Source organism: Mesonia profundi (genome assembly GCF_031085155.1).
Lineage (GTDB): Bacteria > Bacteroidota > Bacteroidia > Flavobacteriales > Flavobacteriaceae > Mesonia > Mesonia profundi.
Window position 1 is genome coordinate 37,083 of the sequence record NZ_JAVHUL010000003.1, and the last position, 21,705, is coordinate 58,787.

At 37.6% G+C, this 21,705-nt stretch carries 19 protein-coding genes; 9 read left to right on the plus strand and 10 right to left on the minus strand.

The genetic code is table 11. The features are described from left to right. Positions 1 to 106 precede the first annotated feature (106 nt). The 4 genes from RBU60_RS01835 (at position 107) to RBU60_RS01850 (ending at position 3,128) form a co-directional block, all read left to right on the plus strand. The gene (locus RBU60_RS01835; protein WP_308862918.1) at positions 107 to 442 is read left to right on the plus strand and encodes a single-stranded DNA-binding protein; all 336 of its coding nucleotides are present in this window, start codon (positions 107 to 109) and stop codon (positions 440 to 442) included. 287 nt (positions 443 to 729) lie between these two features. Next, positions 730 to 1,503: a ferritin-like domain-containing protein gene (locus RBU60_RS01840; RefSeq protein ID WP_308862919.1), complete on the plus strand. Its 774-nt coding sequence runs from the start codon at positions 730 to 732 to the stop codon at positions 1,501 to 1,503. A 28-nt stretch (positions 1,504 to 1,531) separates the two neighbouring features. After that, positions 1,532 to 2,353 (plus strand): ferritin-like domain-containing protein, encoded by an 822-nt coding sequence (locus tag RBU60_RS01845; protein ID WP_308862920.1) that lies wholly within the window; start codon positions 1,532 to 1,534, stop codon positions 2,351 to 2,353. A gap of 307 nt (positions 2,354 to 2,660) precedes the next feature. After that, a complete protein-coding gene (locus RBU60_RS01850) occupies positions 2,661 to 3,128 on the plus strand; it encodes a CBS domain-containing protein (protein WP_308862921.1) in 468 nt (155 codons plus the stop codon). Here the strand turns inward: RBU60_RS01850 and RBU60_RS01855 are convergent. Together RBU60_RS01855 and metG are read right to left on the minus strand one after the other, a co-directional pair. Further along, positions 3,125 to 4,027 carry a histone deacetylase family protein gene (locus RBU60_RS01855; protein WP_308862922.1) on the minus strand — a complete coding sequence of 301 codons (903 nt, stop codon included), beginning with the start codon at positions 4,025 to 4,027 and terminating at the stop codon, positions 3,125 to 3,127. The two genes, RBU60_RS01850 and RBU60_RS01855, sit on opposite strands and share 4 nt — an antisense overlap. A 216-nt stretch (positions 4,028 to 4,243) precedes the next feature. Further along, the gene (gene metG, locus RBU60_RS01860; protein WP_308862923.1) at positions 4,244 to 6,304 is read right to left on the minus strand and encodes a methionine--tRNA ligase; all 2,061 of its coding nucleotides are present in this window, start codon (positions 6,302 to 6,304) and stop codon (positions 4,244 to 4,246) included. Positions 6,305 to 6,476: 172 nt separating this feature from the next. Here metG and RBU60_RS01865 point away from each other — a divergent pair, with 172 nt between their 5' ends. Next, the gene (locus RBU60_RS01865) at positions 6,477 to 7,373 is read left to right on the plus strand and encodes a S66 peptidase family protein (protein ID WP_308862924.1); all 897 of its coding nucleotides are present in this window, start codon (positions 6,477 to 6,479) and stop codon (positions 7,371 to 7,373) included. 181 nt (positions 7,374 to 7,554) lie between these two features. Here RBU60_RS01865 and RBU60_RS01870 read toward each other — a convergent pair whose 3' ends face one another. Then, on the minus strand, positions 7,555 to 7,872 hold the full coding sequence (locus RBU60_RS01870; protein ID WP_308862925.1) for a type II toxin-antitoxin system RelE/ParE family toxin: 318 nt from the start codon (positions 7,870 to 7,872) through the stop codon (positions 7,555 to 7,557). Beyond that, entirely contained in the window at positions 7,872 to 8,105 is a 234-nt protein-coding gene (locus RBU60_RS01875) for a hypothetical protein (protein WP_308862926.1), read from the minus strand. Before RBU60_RS01875 ends, RBU60_RS01870 begins: the two co-directional genes overlap by 1 nt. Before the next feature lie 126 nt (positions 8,106 to 8,231). On the opposite strand from RBU60_RS01875, the gene RBU60_RS01880 reads away from it, so the two are divergent. The 3 genes from RBU60_RS01880 to RBU60_RS01890 all read left to right on the plus strand — a co-directional run bounded on the left by RBU60_RS01880 (position 8,232) and on the right by RBU60_RS01890 (position 12,837). Then, positions 8,232 to 9,524, plus strand: a complete 1,293-nt coding sequence (locus RBU60_RS01880) for a PQQ-dependent sugar dehydrogenase (RefSeq protein WP_308862928.1) — start codon at positions 8,232 to 8,234, stop codon at positions 9,522 to 9,524. A 55-nt stretch (positions 9,525 to 9,579) separates the two neighbouring features. Continuing rightward, entirely contained in the window at positions 9,580 to 11,661 is a 2,082-nt protein-coding gene (locus tag RBU60_RS01885) for a TonB-dependent receptor family protein (RefSeq protein WP_308862929.1), read from the plus strand. A 198-nt stretch (positions 11,662 to 11,859) separates the two neighbouring features. Then, complete coding sequence (locus tag RBU60_RS01890; protein WP_308862931.1) at positions 11,860 to 12,837, plus strand: YfaP family protein; 978 nt, start codon at positions 11,860 to 11,862, stop codon at positions 12,835 to 12,837. A 134-nt stretch (positions 12,838 to 12,971) separates the two neighbouring features. Here the strand turns inward: RBU60_RS01890 and RBU60_RS01895 are convergent, their stop codons facing one another. Continuing rightward, positions 12,972 to 14,828 (minus strand): S9 family peptidase, encoded by a 1,857-nt coding sequence (locus RBU60_RS01895; protein ID WP_308862932.1) that lies wholly within the window; start codon positions 14,826 to 14,828, stop codon positions 12,972 to 12,974. A 173-nt stretch (positions 14,829 to 15,001) separates the two neighbouring features. Here RBU60_RS01895 and RBU60_RS01900 point away from each other — a divergent pair, with 173 nt between their 5' ends. Next, the gene (locus tag RBU60_RS01900) at positions 15,002 to 15,361 is read left to right on the plus strand and encodes a YraN family protein (RefSeq protein ID WP_308862933.1); all 360 of its coding nucleotides are present in this window, start codon (positions 15,002 to 15,004) and stop codon (positions 15,359 to 15,361) included. Positions 15,362 to 15,406: 45 nt separating this feature from the next. On the opposite strand, the gene mfd is transcribed toward RBU60_RS01900, so the two are convergent. The 5 genes from mfd to RBU60_RS01925 form a co-directional block, all read right to left on the minus strand. Further along, positions 15,407 to 18,784 carry a transcription-repair coupling factor gene (mfd, locus tag RBU60_RS01905; protein WP_308862934.1) on the minus strand — a complete coding sequence of 1,126 codons (3,378 nt, stop codon included), beginning with the start codon at positions 18,782 to 18,784 and terminating at the stop codon, positions 15,407 to 15,409. Positions 18,785 to 18,882: 98 nt separating this feature from the next. Then, a complete protein-coding gene (locus tag RBU60_RS01910) occupies positions 18,883 to 19,206 on the minus strand; it encodes a hypothetical protein (protein WP_308862935.1) in 324 nt (107 codons plus the stop codon). A 2-nt stretch (positions 19,207 to 19,208) separates the two neighbouring features. Next, positions 19,209 to 19,634: an NRDE family protein gene (locus RBU60_RS01915; RefSeq protein ID WP_308862936.1), complete on the minus strand. Its 426-nt coding sequence runs from the start codon at positions 19,632 to 19,634 to the stop codon at positions 19,209 to 19,211. A gap of 53 nt (positions 19,635 to 19,687) precedes the next feature. Further along, on the minus strand, positions 19,688 to 20,278 hold the full coding sequence (locus RBU60_RS01920) for an N-acetylmuramoyl-L-alanine amidase (RefSeq protein ID WP_308862937.1): 591 nt from the start codon (positions 20,276 to 20,278) through the stop codon (positions 19,688 to 19,690). Positions 20,279 to 20,356: 78 nt separating this feature from the next. After that, the gene (locus RBU60_RS01925) at positions 20,357 to 21,592 is read right to left on the minus strand and encodes a patatin-like phospholipase family protein (protein WP_308862938.1); all 1,236 of its coding nucleotides are present in this window, start codon (positions 21,590 to 21,592) and stop codon (positions 20,357 to 20,359) included. Between the last annotated feature and the right edge of the window lie 113 nt (positions 21,593 to 21,705).

The following is a 21,705-nucleotide window of genomic DNA, read 5'->3' on the forward strand; positions in this document are numbered from 1 at the left end:
ATTAAACGTAAACAACTATTTATCAGACGAATAAAACTAGAGTGAGTCCTCATCTTTGTACTGTTGAAATGAACGAATGAAAATCAACATCTTAAATCTTATCATTATGAACTCTTTAAAAAACAAAGTACAGTTAATCGGAAACCTAGGAAACGACCCAGAAATTATTGCTTTAGAAAGCGGTAAAAAATTAGCGAAATTCTCTATCGCCACCAACGAAACCTATAAGAACGCACAAGGAGAAAAAATAACCGATACCCAATGGCACAATATTATAGCCTGGGGAAAGCTAGCCGAAATCACAGAAAACTATTTATCTAAAGGAAAAGAAGTGATGGTGGAAGGAAAGTTAGCTTCTAGAAGTTATGAGGCCAAAACGGGAGAAAAAAGATATATTACTGAAATAGTTTGTCAAGAACTATTGATGTTAAATAATAAATAGGCACGTCTTTTATTTCTCTAGAACTATAAAATACAAATCATAAGTAACAGCAGCTTTATGTTAGCTCAAGGTTATTAATGATTTGTATTATTTTTTGTCTACATTTTTATTTGATTCTAAAAGATGCTCTGGATTAACTGTAAAAACAACAAGTAGTTGACTGAAAAATCGATAATAATCACTTTTTTTAACGATAGGGATAAATAAAAAATAAAAAAATATACCTAAAATAAAACCAAGGCTTTCCTTCTTACGTAAGTTTTAATGATCAACAAAACTTAAGTATTATGAAAAATGAGAAAATGAATGTAAAAACGGTTGATAACAACCGTAGAAGATTTTTAAAAGTGAGTGGTCTTGCTCTTGCAGGAACGGGTCTTTTAATGGCGTGTAGTAATGATGATGATTTTGTGCCAGCAGATCCAGACCCGAATCCGAATCCAGATCCAGATCCAAATGTCTTTGATTTAGGAAGTGGAAATCTTGGTATTTTAAATTATGCCTACGCTTTAGAACAGTTAGAAGCTGCTTTTTATGCTAAAGTCAGAGAAGGACAGTATTATGCAGGAACTAGTGGAACTGAACGTCAGCTTTTAGACGATGTATATTACCACGAAGCCATTCACAGAGAATTCTTTAAAACTGCCATTAGTAGTGTAGTTTCGGCAGACCAAGTATTGCCAGAATTATCTTTTGATTTTTCTTCGGTAGACTTTAATAGTAGAGATGTAGTATTAGCTACCTCTGTAGCTTTAGAAGATACAGGAGTTTCTGCTTACAACGGAGCAGGACAATTAATTGATGTAAGTAATGATGCAGGGAAAGCTTACCTAGGACTAGCAGGTAAAATAGTTTCTGTAGAAGCTAGACACGCGTCTGCTTTTCGTGATCTTGTCAACCCAGGGTCAATGGATTTTGCTGGCGATGATATCTTAGTAAATCTTGGAGGAACTGGTAATTCTTATGATAAAGCTATTCTACCAGCAGATATTTTAGCTGCCGTAGGAAATCTTGGGTTTATCACCACAGCCTTTACTGCCAATAATTTACCTACATCGTAATTAATTTATCAACTTAAAAAACAAAATTATGAATTTTATAAAATTTTTAGATACATTATCAGATAGAGAAGCCTTGAGTGCCAAAGGCTCTAGAAGAGATTCTTTGCAACAATTAAAAGATATAGGGAAAAATGCCGCTATGGCTTCTATTCCTTTTGCAATGGCTGCAACAAGTAACTCTACGAAAGCCGCCACCAATTCAATGGCATCAGCTGCGTTTATGGCAGATAATAACGATGTGCTAAAATTTGCTCTTTCTTTAGAATATTTAGAGCGTGAATTTTATCAAATAGGAATGGATACTAATGGTTTAATCCCAGAAGAAGATAGAACGGTATTCCAAACTATTCTTAATCATGAAAGTTCTCACGTATCTTTCTTTGTAACTGCACTAGGACTTTCTGATGGTGATTTGAAGCCTACTTTTGATTTTACAGGAGCACCAGGAGGATTAAATCTTGATACGTTTCAAAACTATGAAACTTTCATGGCTTTAGCGCAAGGGTTTGAAGATACGGGAGTAAGAGCTTTTAAAGGTCAAGCAGGAGCATTAGCAAATGACAACACCTTATTGACTTATGCACTTCAAGTTCACTCTGTAGAAGCACGTCATGCTTCACAAGTAAGAAGAATGAGAGGAGAAAAAGGTTTAATTACCAAAAATGAAAATACACTTCCAGCAGCATTTAGTGCGATTTATGCAGGGGAAGAAAACACTTCTCAAGGAGGAGTGGAGCTTTCTGGGGCATTTGGTTCTCTGGGGGGAGACAATGCCTTAACAGAAGCTTTTGACGAGCCGTTAACTATGGATGAAGTACTTGCGATTGCAGGAACATTTATTGTTTCTTAATGCTAACCACTTAGGTTCTAACAAGTATAAAAACGCTCCGTCTTCGGGGCGTTTTTCTTTATTACAAATTTCATTTTCTTTATTCAACTGATTTCGCTATATTTAATACCAAATTAACAATGTAATGTCGCATTTAAACTCGTTCATTTTCCGTTCTATTTCCCCCGCCCGTTCCGGTCGGACGGGTTGCTCATAATAGCTATGCCTATGCAAACCAATCGCAGCGTCATAGAATGAAAAAGCAGCTTCGTTTTCTGTACGACATTTCAAAATTAAATTGGTATAAATTACTGAAAATAAATAAATTATGGGAATCAAAAATTTTCAAGGGAATCATGTAGGAAAAGAAGCAGCTGAGGCAGAAAAAATTACGGTGCGCGATTTTATGACAGAAGATATTACCACGTTTAAAAAAGGTCAACCTATTTTAGAGGTTATGGAAGCTTTGGTGAAATTGGGGATTTCTGGTGGCCCCGTGGTGGATGAAGATGGTAAGTTAATAGGCATTATTTCTGAAGGGGATTGTATCAAACAAATTTCTGAATCGCGGTATTACAACCAACCCATGGAAGCCACTAATGTAGAAGATTATATGATTAAAAATGTGGAAACTGTTGATCCAGATATGCACTTATTTGACCTGGCTAACAAATTCCTTACCTTAAAAATAAGACGCTTTCCTGTTTGCCACCAAAACAAAATCATAGGTTTAGTGAGTCAGAAGAATGTTTTAAAAACGGCTTTGGCCTTGCACGGACACAATTGGAAAAGCTAAAAAAATATATTTTGCACTAGTCTATACGTATTAGCATGTGCTTCTACGATATATTTAATTTCTTTAGAATAACCGCCACCCATACTTATTTGGGTTGGGAGTTGTGCATCTTTTAAAAGTTGTAGCACAAAGCGGTCTCTTTCCTTACAACCAGCAATACTCAAGCTTAACTTTCCTAATTTATCGGTGGCTAACACATCAACACCGCTTAAATAAAACACAAAATCGGGTTTTACCAGCTCAATTAAATTCGGTAAAGTTGTTTTTAATTTTTCTAGGTAAACTTCATCTTCGGTTTCATTGGGCAATCCAATATCCAAATTAGACTCTTCTTTCTTAAAAGGGTAATTTTTTGCGCCGTGCATGGAAAAGGTAAACACCGAAGCATCTTCTCTAAAAATTTCTGCGGTACCATTGCCTTGATGCACATCTAAATCAATGATTAAGATTTGTTTCGCCAAGCCTTTGTTTAGTAGGTATTTTGCGGCAATCGCTTGATCGTTAAGCATACAAAAACCTTCACCTCTATTGGTGTACGCGTGATGCGTCCCTCCTGCGATATTCATTCCCACGCCATACTCTAACGCATACTTTGCGGCTTGTAAGGTTCCTCCCGCAATTAATAATTCTCTATGTACTAAACTCCGCGAAAGCGGAAACCCCGTTCTTCGTATCTCTTTCTGACTTAATTTTAAATTGATAAAATCATAAAAATATTCGGGGTCGTGAACGGCTAGGTAATATTTATCGTTTAAAACTTCGGGTTCAAAAAAATTCTCTGCTTCGCAAGTTCCTTCATACAACAATTGCTGAGGTAGCAATTCGTATTTTTCCATAGGAAAACGATGCCGTGCAGGCAGCGGATGAATGTAACTAGGATGAAAACTGATTTTGAGCATGATTGTTTATTAGGGTAGATTTAAAAAAAGTCTACTATTTAATTCCGCATATATTTTCCCTTTATAAAAGCTTTTGCAGAGCCCATCTTTACAGTAGGGTAAGCTGTGTCGCGGTATGATCTAATCGGTTTCAACAAGAGGTTTCGACTCCGCTCAACCTGACATCATAGCTATCTTTTATATTCGAGTATTTAAGTACATAATCACCTCTACAAATTAAGAAATGACCGTTCCGTTGTTCATTTTTTCTTCATCAGGATTTACGAATACCAATTTTCCTTCAGCATTTTCGGTCATCAAAATCATCCCTTCGCTCATCGTGCCGCGTAATTTTCTAGGTGCTAAATTCGCCAAAACTGTAACTTTCTTTCCTATGATATCTTCGGGTTTAAAACTTTCGGCGATTCCAGAAACAATGGTTCTCACATCGATTCCCGTATCTACCTTTAAGACCAATAATTTTTTGGTTTTCGGCATTTTTTCGGCTTCCACAATCGTTCCCACACGTAAATCTAATTTGGTAAAATCGTCAAAAGTAGCGATTTCCTTTTGAGGTTCTGCGGCTTTAACTTCGGCAGCATTTGCTTTTTTAGTCGCTTCTAATTTGTCTAATTGCTTCTGAATCTCTTCATCTTCCACTTTACTAAAAAGCAATTCAGCTTCTTTAATTTGATGCCCTTCTTTTAATAAAGCTTCTTCTGAAGAGATGGAATTCCAATCAAAATTCGCATTTTCTAGGGCTAACATTTTATTCAGTTTGGTAGAAGTAAACGGTAAGAAGGGCTTGCATAAAGTGGCTAAAGCTGCAGCGATTTGAAGCGCTACATACATCACAGTTTGGGTACGTGCTTCATCGGTTTTAATGGTTTTCCAAGGCTCTTCATCGGCTAGGTATTTGTTTCCTAATCTAGCCACGTTCATCATTTCGGCTTGAGCTTCTCTAAATCTATATTTCTCTATAGAACTTGCAATAACGGCAGGATAAGCTTTTAATTCGGCTAAAGTTTGCTCGTCTATTTCTTTTAATTCCGCAGCAGCGGGAACTTTACCCTCATAATATTTATGAGTCAACACCGCCACACGGTTAATGAAATTCCCAAAAATAGCGACCAACTCACTGTTATTACGTTGTTGAAAATCTTTCCACGTAAAATCGTTGTCTTTAGTTTCGGGTGCATTGGCCGTTAACACATAACGCAACACATCTTCTTTGCCTGGGAAATCTTCTAAATATTCGTGTAACCAAACCGCCCAATTTTTAGAAGTAGAAAGCTTGTTGCCTTCGAGATTCAAAAATTCATTGGCAGGCACATTATCGGGTAAAATATAACTTCCTTCAGCTTTTAACATCGTAGGAAAAATGATACAGTGAAAAACAATATTGTCTTTCCCTATAAAATGCACCAGTTTGGTGTCTTTGTCCTTCCAATAAGGCTCCCAATCTTTATTATTTTGTTCTGCCCATTCCTTGGTGGCAGAAATATATCCTATAGGCGCATCAAACCACACATAAAGTACTTTTCCTTCGCCGCCTTTTACGGGCACAGGAATTCCCCAATCTAAATCCCGAGTTACGGCACGCGGACGCAAGCCATCATCAATCCAAGATTTACACTGACCGTAAACATTAGACTTCCAATCTTTTTTATGTCCGTCAAGAATCCATTCTTTTAACCAAGGTTCATATTGATCTAAGGGTAAAAACCAGTGTCTCGTTTCTTTTAAGGTAGGTATATTTCCTGTAATCGCCGATTTTGGATTAATCAAATCGGTGGCATTGTGAGAAGTACCACATTTTTCACATTGATCACCATAGCTTTCTTCGTAACCACATTTAGGGCAGGTTCCCACCACAAAACGATCGGCTAAAAATTGCTTAGCTTCCTCATCATACAACTGCTCGGTTACTTCTTCTATAAACTTGCCGTCTTCGTACAATTTCTTAAAAAATGCCGAAGCCGTTTCGTGATGTGTCTTTCCCGAAGTTCTAGAATAGTTGTCGAATTCAATTCCGAAATCTTGAAAAGATTTACGGATAATTCCGTCATATTTATCCACTACATCTTGCGGAGTAATCCCTTCTTTTTTAGCTTTTATGGTAATGGGCACCCCGTGTTCATCGCTACCACAAACAAAAACCACATCTTCTCCTCGCATTTTTAAGTAACGAGAGTAAATATCGGCAGGGACATAAACTCCAGCCAAGTGCCCAATATGAATGGGTCCGTTGGTGTAAGGTAATGCGGCGGTAATGGTATATCTTTTGGGTGTGCTCATTTTTTCTGATTTTTAATAGGCCACAAAGGTAAGGAAAGCATCGTTTTAAATAAACTCCACAAAACTAAATTTCACTCGTGTTGATGCGTGTTATTTTTTATCCATCCTTCTTGATTTGTTACTAGGGAAATGAAGAGATTTTTTTATCTTTCATTTTCTGAAATTGATATCTATGAAAATACCAGCAAAACTTAATCAAGGAGACCAAATTGCCATCGTCGCCACAGCTAGAAAAGTAACTCCAGAAGAATTGCAACCCGCAATTTCTCTTCTAAAATCTTGGGGTTTAGTTACTATGATGGGATCTAGCATTGGACTGGAAGAACATCAATTTGCTGGAACTGATCAAGAGCGGACGGCAGATTTGCAACAACAAATGGAGGATCCCAACATCAAAGCGATTTGGTGTGCTAAGGGAGGTTATGGAACGGTGCGAATTTTAGATTTACTCGATTTTTCTAACTTTTCAAAAAATCCAAAATGGATTGTGGGTTATAGCGATGTTACCGCCTTGCATTCTCAAATCAATAACTTAGGAATATCTACCTTACACGCACAGATGTGTTTGGGTGTAGAAACCAAAAGTGAAGCGAGCCGAGAAACTTTAAGGAAAGCTTTATTTGGAGAAGATTTCGATTATCATTTTCCGTCTTCGGAATTCAACAGAAAAGGCGTTGCTAAGGGAGAACTTGTAGGGGGAAATTTGTCGGTTCTTTTTTCCCTTATCGGAAGTGAATCGGATTTAGATCTGAAAGGAAAAATTTTGTTTCTAGAGGATTTGGATGAATATCTTTACCATATCGACCGAATGATGCAAAACCTGAAACGTAACGGCTGGTTTGATCAAATTAGCGGCTTGATTATTGGCGGAATGAATGATATGAATGACAATACTGTTCCTTTTGGCAAAACCGCAAAGGAGATTATCGCCGAAATCACGGCCGAATACGATTTTCCAGTAGCTTTTAATTTTCTTGCGGGACATATAGAAGACAATCAAGCCTTAATTTTGGGAAGAAAAGTAAGATTGCAAGTGGAGGCTAAGGAGAGTCACGTGAGCTACTTTTAATATTTTTATCAGTAGATTATTCGTTTAATTAAGTGTTTTTATATCACCAGTATCGTGCAAGTTAGGCAGTATTTTTCGGGCACTCAACTATCCAAATCAAAAGACTTAAGGTTTTCCAATTATAATCAAATTCTGTTGAGAAGAAATGCAGATATGATATATAAGGTGCTGGTAACTGTCTTTATTTCTTTCTTTTTATCTTATCTGGAAATTGTCTTGTACCAAAAACGTCAGCAATTTTAATTTTCGCATTTTTCTCATCAACAGAATAAATGATTTTGAAACTTTTATAAACCAAATAGCGATATTCTATTGTTCTTTCTTTTAAAAGCGGTTCTTTTTGTCCAACAAATGGATTTTTTCTGAGTATTTCAGGTTCGTTTAAAATACCTTCAATAATTTCTAATGCAATATCAAAATTTGCTTCTTTTTTGTAATATTCGAATATTTTATCAAGTTGAAATTCGGAAAATTCCGCCCAGATTATTTCCAATTCCATTATCGATATTTCTCTAAAAGTTCAGAGGTTTTCTTACATCGTTTGTTTTTGAAATCTGATTCTGATTTTTCAATTCGAGCGTTTAATTCCTCTTTTGTCATTGAATTTTCAATAGAATCATTAGAGGACTCTTTTTCCTTTTTTAGGATTTTTTCAAATTTTGATATTACCTCTTCGCTTTGAAGTTTTAAAAACTCCTGAACAAATTCTATTTTTCGTGTTTCAATGTCCATAAGTTGCATTTTTATCAAATATACAATTTATTTAATATTCAATATTTTTGTCAAAGCTATTTTTTTAGCCTGTTGCCAACTGTATTTTACCATTTTTTCCTCTACTTTAGTAACAAATTCAATTCCATGAAAACAAAATTCCTTTTTAGCAGCTTAATTATGGCCGCTCTTTTCACGTATAGTTGTAAAAACAACACCAAAATTTCTGACGATAAGAAAGAAGAAATCGCTCAAGACAGTACTGCCACAACGGTGAAAACTGCCATTGGTGAACTTACTTTAGAGGCTCCTTTTGCAACTGAAGCAGTGGCTAAAGTTTCTAAAAACGTGGGGTGGCAAGAGGGAGAAACTCCTACCGCACCGCAAGGTTTTACCGTAACACGATTTGCTGAAGACCTAGAACATCCGCGTTGGATTTATATAGGGCCAAACGGCGATACCTTCGTAGCAGAATCTGATGGTGCTAAAACTAGTGCCAATAAAATCATTCTTTTTAGAGACACCAATAACGACGGTTCTCCCGATGAAAAGCACGTCTTTAAGGAAGGTCTTAATCAGCCTTTTGGGATGTTGATTTATGATGGGCATTTTTATGTAGCCAATGTAGATGGCGTAGTGAAATTTCCTTATCAAGAAGGAGCAAATCAGTTGAAAGGAGAAGGAGAAACAATTATAGAGCTTCCTGCAGGAGGTTACAATCACCATTGGACGCGTAATCTCATTACTAATAAAGAGAAAAGCAAGTTTTACATTACCGTTGGTTCTTCGAGCAATGTGGGGGAGTATGGAATGGAAAAAGAGCAGCGTCGTGCAAGAATTATAGAAATTAATCCAGATGGTTCTGGCGAGAAAACCTATGCTTCAGGAATTAGAAATCCTATTGGAATCGATTGGAATCCTGTAACGGGAGATCTTTGGGCAGCAGTCAATGAACGCGATAACTTAGGCGATAATTTGGTGCCCGATTATGCAACTAGTGTAAAAGGAGGTGGTTTTTACGGTTGGCCTTATGCGTATTACGGACAAATTAGAGATCCGCGTTGGGAAGAAGATCCGCATCCAGAGATGGTAGAAAAAACGATAGTTCCAGATGTACCACTGGGGGCACATACGGCTTCGATTGGATTTACTTTTTATAGGGGAGAAAGTTTTCCTTCCAACTATAAAAACGGAGCTTTTGTAGGTCAGCATGGTTCTTGGAATCGTTCGGTATTGAGCGGTTATAAAGTGGTGTTTATTCCTTTTGATGCCAGCGGAAAGCCTCAAAAGCCGCAAGATTTCCTTACTGGTTTTATTGCGAATGAAGAAGCTTCAGAAGTGCGGGGAAGACCTGTTGGCGTAACTCAGACTCAGCAAGGAGATCTATTGGTGGTCGATGATGATTCGGGAATTATTTGGCGCGTTTCGGCAGATAAATAGATTTTATTTATAAACAAGTAAATAAGATTTTACCTCGTCTAAAAACCCCAATTTATTGAAATCACCATTTTTTCTTTACGGATTTGTTTTCGTTATCTTTTCTTGTTGGAATGCTCAAGCGCAAAAATACCAAGATAGTACGCTGTTGGATCAGGTTATTTTGAAAGCACCTAGTTTGCAAGGAGAACTCACTAAAACCCCAGCTGCGGTAAATCTCTTAGAAACACCCGAACTCAACCGAGGATCAACCAACCTGCTCACCGAAATTTTTAATCGGATTCCCGGAGTTTATACGCAAGCGGGCGCTTTAAATACCAATAGAATTACGATTCGGGGGATTGGTTCTAGAGCACAATATGGCACTAATCGCGTGAAAGCATATTTTAGCGAAATCCCGTTAAGCACAGGTGACGGAGAAACCGTTTTGAACGACATTGATTTAGAAGCGGTAGATCGTGTAGAAATTATTAAAGGACCCAATTCTAGTCTGTACGGCTCTGGTTTAGGCGGCGTGATTCAAGTGATGCCTTTTCAGTCTAGCGAGAATCAATCTTTTACCAAACTTTCTAGTGTTTTTGGGAGTTATGGATTGCAAAAGCAAACGGCGAGCTTAGGATATGCGAAGAAAAATGCTTCGGTTTTTGCGAGCTACAACCATTTAAAGCAAGAAGGTTATCGGGAAAATGCCGATTATGATCGAAAAACTTTTCATCTTAATAGCAGTATTCAAATTTCAGAAAAGTCTCAACTTCATATTTTAGGAAATTTCACGCGCTTAAAAGCTTATATCTCGAGTTCGATCAGTTTGTCGGTATTTAAAGAAAATCCGCGGCAAGCTGCTTTTACTTGGAAAACTGCTCAGGGTTATGAATCTTATGACCGTTTTCTGCTAGGAATTTCTTACGAATACCAATTTTCAGAGAAATTAGCGCAAACTACCAGTTTCTTCACTAATTATAAAGATGCTTACGAGCCTCGACCTTTCGATATTTTAAAACAAAAAGCCTATAATCTAGGCGCACGAACGCGTTTTACGTATCGAGATCAGGTGTTTCAACTTCCTATAAAAGCCAGTATTGGGGCAGAGATTCTTCAGGAGAATTACTCGGGTAGCAATTTTGAAAATTTATACGAAGAGTTTCCTAATCAAGGAAGTGTGCGTGGAGTAATGATTAGCAATCTTGAGCAAAACCGTAATTATTACAATGTTTTTGCGCAAGGAGAACTCCAAGTTTTACCAAAATTAAAGTTGGTTGGCGGGCTCAATATCAACGCGACCAATTACACGTTAACCAATCTCTTTACGGAAGAAGTCGCAACGCCCACAAGTGAAGGGAAATTTGAAAGCATTGTAGCTCCGCGAGCAGCAGCCTTGTACGAAATCACTCCGCAGAAAAATGTGTATATAAATCTAAGCAAAGGATTTTCTATTCCCACGGTGGACGAAACTTTGACTCCGCGAGGGAATATCAACAACACGTTAAAACCAGAAATAGGATGGAATTATGAACTCGGTTTTAAAGGCTCTTGGGAGAAAAATTTATATATCGAATTGGCTTTGTATAGCATTCAAGTGAGTGATTTACTCGTGGCCGAACGTGTAGAAAATGATCAATATATAGGAAAGAATGCGGGAAAAACCAATCATAATGGCTTAGAGTTTTTATTAAGATACAACTGGAATTTAAACCAAAATTTTCAGTTTCAAACTTACGCTTCCGCGGAATTAAATGCGTATTCCTTTGATGATTTTAACGATGAAGGAGAAGACTTTAGCGGTAATGAATTAACCGGAATGCCAGATCATAAAATTAACCTTGGAGTAGATGCCGTTATTTTTAAACATTTCAGCTTAAATACCAATGCGCTTTGGGTTGCTGAAATTCCTCTGAATGATGAAAATTTGGTCTATAGCGATGCTTATCAATTGCTGAATCTAAAAGCATTTTATCGTTTACAGTTGCTTCCGAAAATTGAGATGGATTTTAATCTAGGTATAAATAATGTACTAAACGAAAGCTATGCGGCAAGCATTCTTCCCAATGCGGTTGGTTTTGGAGGGAAAGAATCTCGGTATTTCTACCCTGGTAACAATCGGAATTTTTACGGCGGATTAAGTTTGAGTTATAAACTTTAAAAGAATTTAGTACCTCTGTAAATGCTTTTATGATCTCCCTCAACTTGATTTATAATAATTAGGATAAAATTAAAAAGTAATCTATAAGCAGATCTCTACAGAATATACATTATTACGTACTATTCGTACATTCTGATTAGTATATGTAAGAATAACGTGTTAAATTAGTTAAATATTTAAAAACTAAATTTTATAGTTATGAAACAAAAGATACTTACTTATGGATTATTAGTTTTCGTATTACTTGCTTTTAGTGCTTGTAGTAGCGATGACGATGCTAATAATGAAATTGATGCGACCGTTGACAATTTGTTTAACGTGCAAGATGCTATTTTGCAGAATAGAGATTTCCCCACGGCAAGTTCAGAGGCTAGTTTAGAGATTCTCAACATGAATACCAATGTTATTCCTGGAGGAACTTCTTACGCAACGATTCAAACCAGTACGCCTGCAGAGAGAATATATATAGGTGCTGTAGATGAATTGGGATACTTTGAGCTTACTCCTGAGAGTAGTTCTGACTTAGATCAAAGCTTTATCTTAAAGATTAGTCAGTTAAATGAAGAGGAGAACTTTAGCGTTCGCTTGGCTTATTTAGACCAAAATAATCAAGTGAGTCAGGCTGTTATTGCTAATTTAATGGTGACCAGTGTAGGGACAGGTACTTTACAAGTTAGTCTTTCTTTTGATAATGATAAAGATGTAGATTTACACCTTATTGAGCCCGATGGAGAACATATTTACTACGGAAGTATGAATAGCAGCAATGGTGGAGAATTAGATTTAGATTCTAATCCAGCTTGTTCTATTGATGGGATTAACAACGAAAATATTACCTATCCTGAAGAAGCACAATTAGATGCTGGTACGTATTATGTATATGTAGATATGTACTCTAATTGCGACCCAAGTATTGCGACAAATTATGTGGCATCGGTTTATCTAAACGGAGTGGAGATTCCAACTTCTACACAAAATCCGTTTAATGCAACTTTCCCCGTAGACTTTCCTAGTAATGGAGGTGGTTCAGGAATTGAAAATGATATAAACCCTGTTTTTTCTTTTGAAGTACCAGAAGGTTCTTCTTCAAGACCTGCACAGGTAGAAACCAACTTTCAGCCAAAACCAATGACAGAATCAGCTAAAAGAAAACTTGAATTCTCTCAGAATAGATAAGTTAAACTAACTAATCAAGCTAAGCTGTTAGGACAGGCATCATCAATTTAGATGGTGTCTGTCTTTTTTTTGAGAGAACTTGGAAAGTGAATCCTAAATATACAGCAGCAATGTTTAAAATTCAGACTGCTTTCTTACAAAGTACCTTTTAACCAATTAAAAAATTCGTGTTGCCATACCAAGGCATTTTGAGGTTCTAAAACCCAATGATTTGCTTCGGGGAGGTATAACAATTTGCTTTTTAAACCAAGCAATTGTGCTGCTTGGTAGGCTCCCAAACCTTGCTCAATAGGTACTCGATAATCTTTTCCTCCTTGAATAATAAATATAGGCGTATCCCATTTAGCCACGTGATTGATGGGATTAAACTTTCCATACGTGTTTTGAGCATCCTCATTCTCTTTTTCCCAATAGGCACCTCCAAAATCATGGTTGACGAAAAATAATTCTTCGGTGGTTCCATACATGCTTCTGGTGTCAAAAACACCGTCGTGAGCAATAAAAGTTTTAAAGCGTTTGTTATGCATTCCGGCAAGGTAAAATACAGAATAGCCTCCAAAGCTAGCGCCTACGGCTGCCATCCTGTTTTCATCTATAAAAGATTCTTTGGATAATTCATCTGTAGCGCTGAGGTAATCGTTTATTACTTGTCCGCCCCAATCTTTACTAATCGCTTCGTTCCACTCCACGCCGTGTCCTGGCATTCCTCTACGATTTGGTGCAATCACGACATAACCTTGAGAAGCCATCAATTGAAAATTCCATCTAAAGGAGTAGAATTGAGAAAGTGGCGATTGAGGTCCGCCTTGCGCATACACCAAGGTTGGATACTTTTGGGTGACATCAAAATTAGGCGGTAAAATAAGCCATACCAGCATTTTTTTTCCATCGGTGGTGGTTACATAACGCTTTTCGACTTTGGGTAGATCCAAGCTTTTATAAACTTCATCATTAATGTGGGTGAGTTGTGTAAAGCTTTTCGTTTTCAAATCGAAAGTAAATAACTCTGCTGCATGATTCATATCGGTTCGCGTTACGAAGAGCTTATTCTCTTTTTGCAGCACGATACTTTTTACATCAAAATCCCCTTTAGAAAGTTGTTTTACTTGGGGCATTTTTCGTTTTTTGCCGGGATAATCCACTTCAAACAATTGGATAGTACCATCTACTGGAGCCGTAAAATAAGCGCTTTTAGCATCTTTATTCCATGTAAAGCTAGAAACCGTACCATCCCATTGTGCGGTTAAATTCTGCTTTACACCATCTTTTAAAATGATGATATCATTTTTGTCGGCCTCGTAGCCTTCGGTTTTCATTTGTAAATAGGCGAGCGCTCCGTCTTTAGAAAAGGCAGGTTGCATGTCATAACCTTTATTTTCTTCCGTAAGGTTTTCGGTATTTTTTGTTTTAAGGTTGTACTTGTAAATATCAGTATTGGTGCTTTGTGCGTATGCCTTCCCTTTTACTTTCTTGCTTACGTAATAAATGTGTTCGCTATCTGGACCCCAAATATAATCTTCATCCCCGCCAAATGGGCGCTGTGGACTATAATAAGGCTCCTCTGGCATCACATCGATACCTTCCTCCTCTTTGGCGTCTTTTGCTTTGTAGAAAACATGGCTATAAGTACCGTCATTCCACGTATCCCAGTGTCTAATATCCAAATCGGTATATACATAAGCATTGGATTTGGGTAGATTTTTATAACGATTTTTTCCCGTTACCTCTTCTATACGTACTGTTTTGTCAAAGAGCTCATATTTTTTATTAGGAGAAATGTTCTTGGATACTACCTCTACGGCATCTTCGCTAATTTTGGTAGCAGAACCGCCTGTAATGGATATTTTATAAAACTCGGTGTCAAAGTTATTCTCTTCTACATTAGGAATTTTTAATTTGTAATAGATATTCTTTTGGGCTTCATCTACGCCCATTACACTTAAACGCTTTAGGCTCCATAAGGTTTCTGGGGTCATTTTTTGCTGACTCATAACTAGGTTGGTACTCAATATTAAACTTAAAATAACTAGACTTGTTCTCATCATATTAGATTTAGGGAGGTGCTTTTAAAAAAGCAATTTCAAAGTTAGCAAATAAACCTATTTATCGGAGGGAATTACAACTGAATTAATTTGAGTATCTTAGAAGAGGAAAATTAAAAAAAATGGCAGAGCATAACGATTTAGGAAATAAAGGAGAGCAGCTTGCCGCAGATTTTTTACTGAAAAAAGGCTATAAAATTTTAGAACGCAACTACCGATTTCAAAAAGCGGAAGTGGATATTATTGCTCAACTGAAAGATACCCTTTGTGCAGTTGAGGTTAAAACCCGCAGTACACCAGATTTTGGAAATCCTCAAGACTTTGTGAAACCTAAGCAAATTCAGCAACTGGTAAAAGCCATTGACCACTATGTGAATGCAAATGATTTAGACGTGGACGTGCGATTTGATATTGTAGCTATTATTAAAAATAAGAGCGGCACCAGATTGGAACATCTGGAAGATGCTTTTTTACATTTTTAAGCGGTTATTTTACTTTTAGCCTTTAAACAATTCCGTAAAGAAAAATTAAACCTTTTCTGCTACAGCTTCTTTCGGTTTTAGCGGCTGTAAAACTTCTAAGGCTCTTTCTACCGTGGTCACTTTATCAAAGGTAAGTAAAAGACGTAAGCCTTTACGGGTGTCTTTTTCTTTCATGATGCATTGTTGCGGATGACTTTGCACAAATTGCAAAACCTTCGTAAAGGTGGTGGTTTGATAAAAAGCCGATTGCTGATCTGCGATGAAATAACCAACCATCTTGCCTTTCTTTAGAATGATTTTTTCAATCCCAATCTGCGAAGCAATCCACTTTATACGCACGCTATTTAATAAATCTACGACCTCTGTAGGTAATTCTCCAAAACGATCTTTTAGTCCCACTTCAAATTCTTGTAGTTCTTCTTCGGTAGTTAATTCGTTGAGTTTGGTATATAAATTTAAGCGCTCACTAATGTTGTTCACATAATCATCGGGGAAAAGAATTTCAAAATCGGTGTCAATCTGCGTTTCTTTTACAAACACCTTATTTTCTGGCTTCTCTTGATCGGCGTACAAGTCTTTAAACTCATTTTCTTTTAGCTCATCAATAGCCTCACTCAATATTTTTTGGTAGGTATCAAAGCCTATTTCATTGATAAAGCCACTTTGCTCGCCTCCTAATAAATCTCCGGCACCCCGAATTTCTAAATCTTTCATCGCGATATTAAAGCCGCTACCCAATTCAGAAAATTGCTCTAAAGCGCTAATGCGTTTCCGAGCATCATCGGTCATCACCGAATAAGGCGGAGTGATAAAATAGCAAAAAGCTTTTTTATTGCTTCGTCCCACGCGTCCTCGCATCTGATGCAAATCTGATAAACCAAAATTATTGGCGTTATTGATAAAAATGGTATTGGCGTTGCTTACATCCAAACCGCTTTCTACAATGGTGGTAGAAATCAACACGTCAAATTCATTATTCATAAAACTCAACATCAGCTTTTCGAGTTTCTTACCTTCCATTTGGCCGTGACCTACGCCAATTTTCGCATCGGGAACCAAACGCTGTAGCATTCCGGCCACTTCTTTAATGTTTTCGATGCGGTTATGAATAAAAAATACTTGTCCGCCTCGCTGAATTTCATACGAAACCGCATCGCGAATCGTCTCTTCAGAAAAACGAATCACGTGGCTTTCTATAGGATAACGGTTGGGTGGAGCCGTATTAATGGTGCTTAAATCCCGCGCCGCCATTAAACTGAATTGCAAGGTACGCGGGATAGGCGTTGCTGTAAGCGTAAGCGTATCTACATTTTCTTTGATGGTCTTTAATTTGTCTTTTACTGCCACGCCAAATTTTTGCTCCTCATCTACAATCAGCAGGCCTAAATCTTTAAACTTGACGTTTTTATTCACTAACTGGTGTGTTCCAATAATGATGTCTATTTTCCCGTTTTCCAGTTCCTCGAGTACTTGTTTACGCTCTTTGGCGGTTCTAAATCTATTTAGGTAATCTACAGATACTGGTAAATCTTTTAAGCGTTCCGTAAAGGTTTGTTGATGCTGAAAAGCTAAAATTGTAGTAGGCACCAAAACCGCTACTTGCTTGCCATTATCTACCGCTTTAAAAGCCGCCCTAATGGCAACCTCGGTCTTTCCAAAACCTACATCCCCACATACCAAACGGTCCATAGGGCGTTCACTTTCCATGTCTTCTTTTACCGCTTGGGTAGACGTGCTTTGGTCTGGCGTATCTTCATAGATAAATGAAGCTTCCAATTCATGTTGCAAATACGAATCGGGGCCAAAAGCAAATCCTTTTTCCAGGCGTCTTTTGGCATACAACTCAATTAGATTGTAGGCAATATGCTTTACGCGAGCTTTGGTTTTATTTTTTAAAGTCTTCCAAGCTTTGCTTCCAAGCTTATAGATTTTTGGCGGTTTCCCATCTTTCCCATTAAACTTAGAGATTTTATGAAGCGAATGAATGCTAACGTATAAAATATCCCGCTCCCCATACATCAACTTGATGGCTTCTTGTTGTTTTCCTTCGACATCTATTTTTTGGAGTCCGCCAAATTTCCCAATTCCGTGATCAATATGCGTTACATAATCGCCCACTTCCAGATTCGTCAATTCCTTTATGGTGATGGCCTGTTTCTTGGCATACCCATTTTTAAGATGGAATTTATGGTAACGTTCAAAGATTTGATGATCTGTATAGCAAACGGTTTTGGTATCCTCTTCCACAAAACCTTGAAACATAGAAAACACGATGGTTTTATAATGCACCTCTTCCCCTTGGTCTTCAAAAATGTCGTGAAAGCGTTTAGCTTGTTGGGCACTCACACAAAAAATAGTGTTGGTATACCCTGCGGAATGGTTTTGTCTAAGGTTTTCTATGAGTAGGTCAAAATTCTTGTTAAAAGAAGGTTGAGGTTTGGTATGAAATTCTATTCGCTGCTGCGGATTTAAATACGCCTGACTACCAAATTCTACGGTAGAAAATTCATCCAGTTGCTGCTGAATTTCTTGGGTACTGCAAAACAATTCTTTTGGTTCGCTATGCTTGATATCTTCAGAAAGATTCTGAAAAGCTTCTTCGGCCTTACCGAATAATTTATCGAGTTCTGCGCCTAATAAATCGAGATTTTTAATGAAAACGACGGTTTTATTCGCGATATAATGTAAAAAACTATCCCTAATTTCTTCTAGGCGTTTGTTTTCTACATTCGGCATCACCGAAATTTTCTTCACCTTTTCTGTAGAAAGTTGCGTTTCTACATCAAAACTACGAATACTATCTACTTCATCCCCAAAAAACTCTATGCGATAAGGTTCATCGTTGCTAAAAGAAAATACGTCAATAATTCCTCCCCGCACCGAAAAATCCCCAGGTTCAGTTACAAAATCTACGCGTTTAAATTTGTATTCAAACAACACCTCATTCACAAAATCTATAGAGAGTTCGTCGCCCAAATTAATTTTGAGCGTGCTGCGATCCAATTCTTTTCGGGTCACCACTTTTTCAAACAAGGCGTCTGGATAGGTAACGATCACCGCTGGTTTTTTACGCGAGTTGATGCGGTTAAGCACCTCAGACCGTAATAGCACATTGGCATTATCGGTTTCTTCCAATTGGTAAGGCCTGCGGTAACTGCCGGGATAAAACAAAACGTTTTTCTCTCCCACTAGCTGTTCTAAATCGTTGAGGTGATAAGCCGCTTCTTCTTTGTCGTTAAACACGAGTAAAAAAGGTTTTTCTGAAGCTTTAAAAGCATTGGCTACAGCGAAGGAGAGCGCAGAACCCACGAGACCTTTCGCATGTATTTTGGCAGTGATTTCTTTGGGCTGGGCAATAGCTTTTTCCAGTTCCTGCTGTTGCGGGAGCCGTGAAAATTTCTCGGTAATCTTAGATAAACTCATTCCGTCAAAGGTAATTCCTTCTAACTTAGTTCACAAGAGTACTAATTATTTTTAACGCTTTGTTTATGGTTTTTTAAGGGATTTATCTGTCCTAGTGACTACAACAAAGCTTTAATCGCAACATCGGTAATGGTATTGATGACTTTGTTTTTAAAAATACCCAGTCTAATTTTTGAGATTCCTGCACTGTATAAAGTATGCATCAAAAAAAGATCTTTTTGGCTTTTTAAAAGCCATTCATATTCTGCGGGAGTGATGAGTTCTTCCGCCAAGAGGAACGTCCATTTTCTGAGTTTTTCTCTAGCATCTTCTAAAAATTGGGTAACGGTGTCTTCTCCGGCTTTTGAAAAGTCAGCGTATTGTTCTCTTACCAGAAGCAAGAGGCTGTTGCGCATTTCTTTTAATAGTTCTTCAAAATCCATAATTAGTAGGTATTAATGAGTTTTTGTAATTGCGCTTTGGAAGTCTTGTCTTTCGCAGCTTCATATTTTATAATCAAATTGATGGCCTCCATCACTTGGGCTTTAGATTCTTGTACAAAAGCAGGGGATAGTTGTTGTTGATTTTCCCAGCGCTTTAGCAAACCCGCGAGTAGATTTTTTTCTTCATCAGAAAGGATTTGCCACATCGCTAAGCTAATGTCGTTATAGGATTTATTTTTCTCGTATTCTATAATTTTTTGTAAGTCTTCCCGCAGTTTTTCTACTTTCTGTTCGTGTTCTGCATAAGGGTAAACAGCGCTGTCTAATAAATTGGCGGCTTCTACTTTAATTTCGGTTGCTTTTTGGTAGGAGTATTGGTCAAATGCTGCGGTTCTTAGTCCTTCACAAGACACTAAGAAAATACTCATGAAACAGAGGCTGTATATAATTTTTATTTTTTTCATAAGCTTTAATTGAAGTTTCAAAACAACTCTTCCCGCACCCGAAGGATACTTTTTATATGGTAATCGATAATTTTTTTTCTCCCTTGAGGAGTGTTTAGAATCTCTGAAAACTCTCTCCAGTTATCCATAAAAAAATTCTCGGTAAGAATAGCGGGCATCATGGTTTTCCGAAGCACATAAAATGACGCTTCTTTATCTAAATCGCCATCGCTATAATCGGTTCTCAATTTTTCAGAAGGAAATTCTTTTTTAAATTCTTCTCCAAAGACCGTAGCAATCGCATCGCTTTTTGTTTGACGGTAATAGGTGAAAATTTCTGCGCCTTCCCCTCCGCCAGCATTCGCATGAACACTCAAATAAAAACAGGGTAAATGTGCATAAGCATTGGCGCGTTTCACCCGAGTCACCAATCGAACATCCCAATACTCTGGAGCAATATTGATGTAGGGTATTTGCAAACGGGTGAGTTCTTCAATAATGCCATTAACGATAGCGCGATTAAATTCACCTTCGTAAATGATGCCTTCGTTCCATTGTTTTCTCTTTCCGGGAGTTTGGTAGACTCCGTTTATGAGTCCGCCGTGACCGTTATCTAACAATACAAGCATAAAACATCCCTTTTAGTTGCTATTCACCTAACAATTTAAGAAATTTTTAAATATTTTCGGGTTTTTCTCTGATGAATCTTAGCATTCTTGTATTTTTTCCCTGACGGATTTGTACGCATTCCAGTCAAAGTTTTGAAGAAATGCTAATCCTTTTCGTGCGCCCATCAGCAATAGGTTTTGTTGATCTTGGAAAGACATATTAAAGTTTAACCAGTTGTATTGAAGATCGGCATCGATGTGGCAAATTAGTTGTTTATAATCGGGATTGCGCAAGAGGAAATCATAATCGTGTATTTGACGCATGGTGCTAATCATCGCGCCGCCCAAACTAAATGCGCCGGAGGTAGAACTGTATTTTTCTCGGTAAACGCTTAACCTTACGCCAAAGGTAGGGAGTGAAGGAATTTTTTTAGTATGAAAAATATTGATGGGGAAGTTAGAAAGCAAACCACCATCTACAAATTTTACTTCGGGAGGGACTTCTCCGCGATAGCCAGCAAAAGTCATCCACTCTTTATGGGATTTGGTACCTGCATCAGGAATATCTTTTTTTACAAATGGATAGTAAAAATAAGGAATCGCAATAGAGGCTTTCACAAATTGAGCCGGATGGATGTTTTCTACATCCTTCCAGTATAAATGTGCCATTCTTGGAAAATCTACTTTGGTATGCGTGGTGATTTCCGAAGAAATAATGGCTAGTCTAGGTTTAGATATTGGTTTGTTCTCGCGGTGGTAAAGTTGAGAAGCCAATGTTCGTTTTTGTTTTAAGTCGGCATAAGAATTAATTCCAGCTTCCCTGAGGTGATGATCAATCCAATTTTCTAATTTTTCGCCTGGATTGAGTCCTAAACGATATCGTAGCTGGTAATAAATAGTAACGCTGTTAAAAAGTAAATTCCAAAATAAACCACCGCGTTCCTCTACTTTACGCTGTATTAAATGCTTGACTCTTTTTGGACCATCTACAAAGTCGAAGAAATTTTTCTGACTCAGCGCATCCAGGATTTTCATCGAAACCGGCTCTCCAATATTAGCCATTCCTGCCATAAATAAAGCATTAATAGCTCCGGCAGAAGTTCCTCCTAAGCTATAAAACCTGATTCCTGCCTGTTCTAAAATATAGGTATAGCCTACGAGCGCAATACCCAAAACCCCGCCGCCTTCTTGTACTAAATCTACATATTGGCAGCCTTTGGCGTCATAGATATCAGAAAAAATCTTTCCGCTATTTTTTATCTCCCGCGCTTTTACCACTAACTGGGTCATTTCGGGACCTTCTAGATAGTTTTTTATGTTGGTTTGCTTTTGCATACGGGAAGAAACTTCTCTCTAAAATACTTCTTTTTGATGAGTTTACCATTCAGAAATGACTATAAAAGTCGTTTTTTACCATTTCCATAACAGCCAAAACCTAGTAATACTCG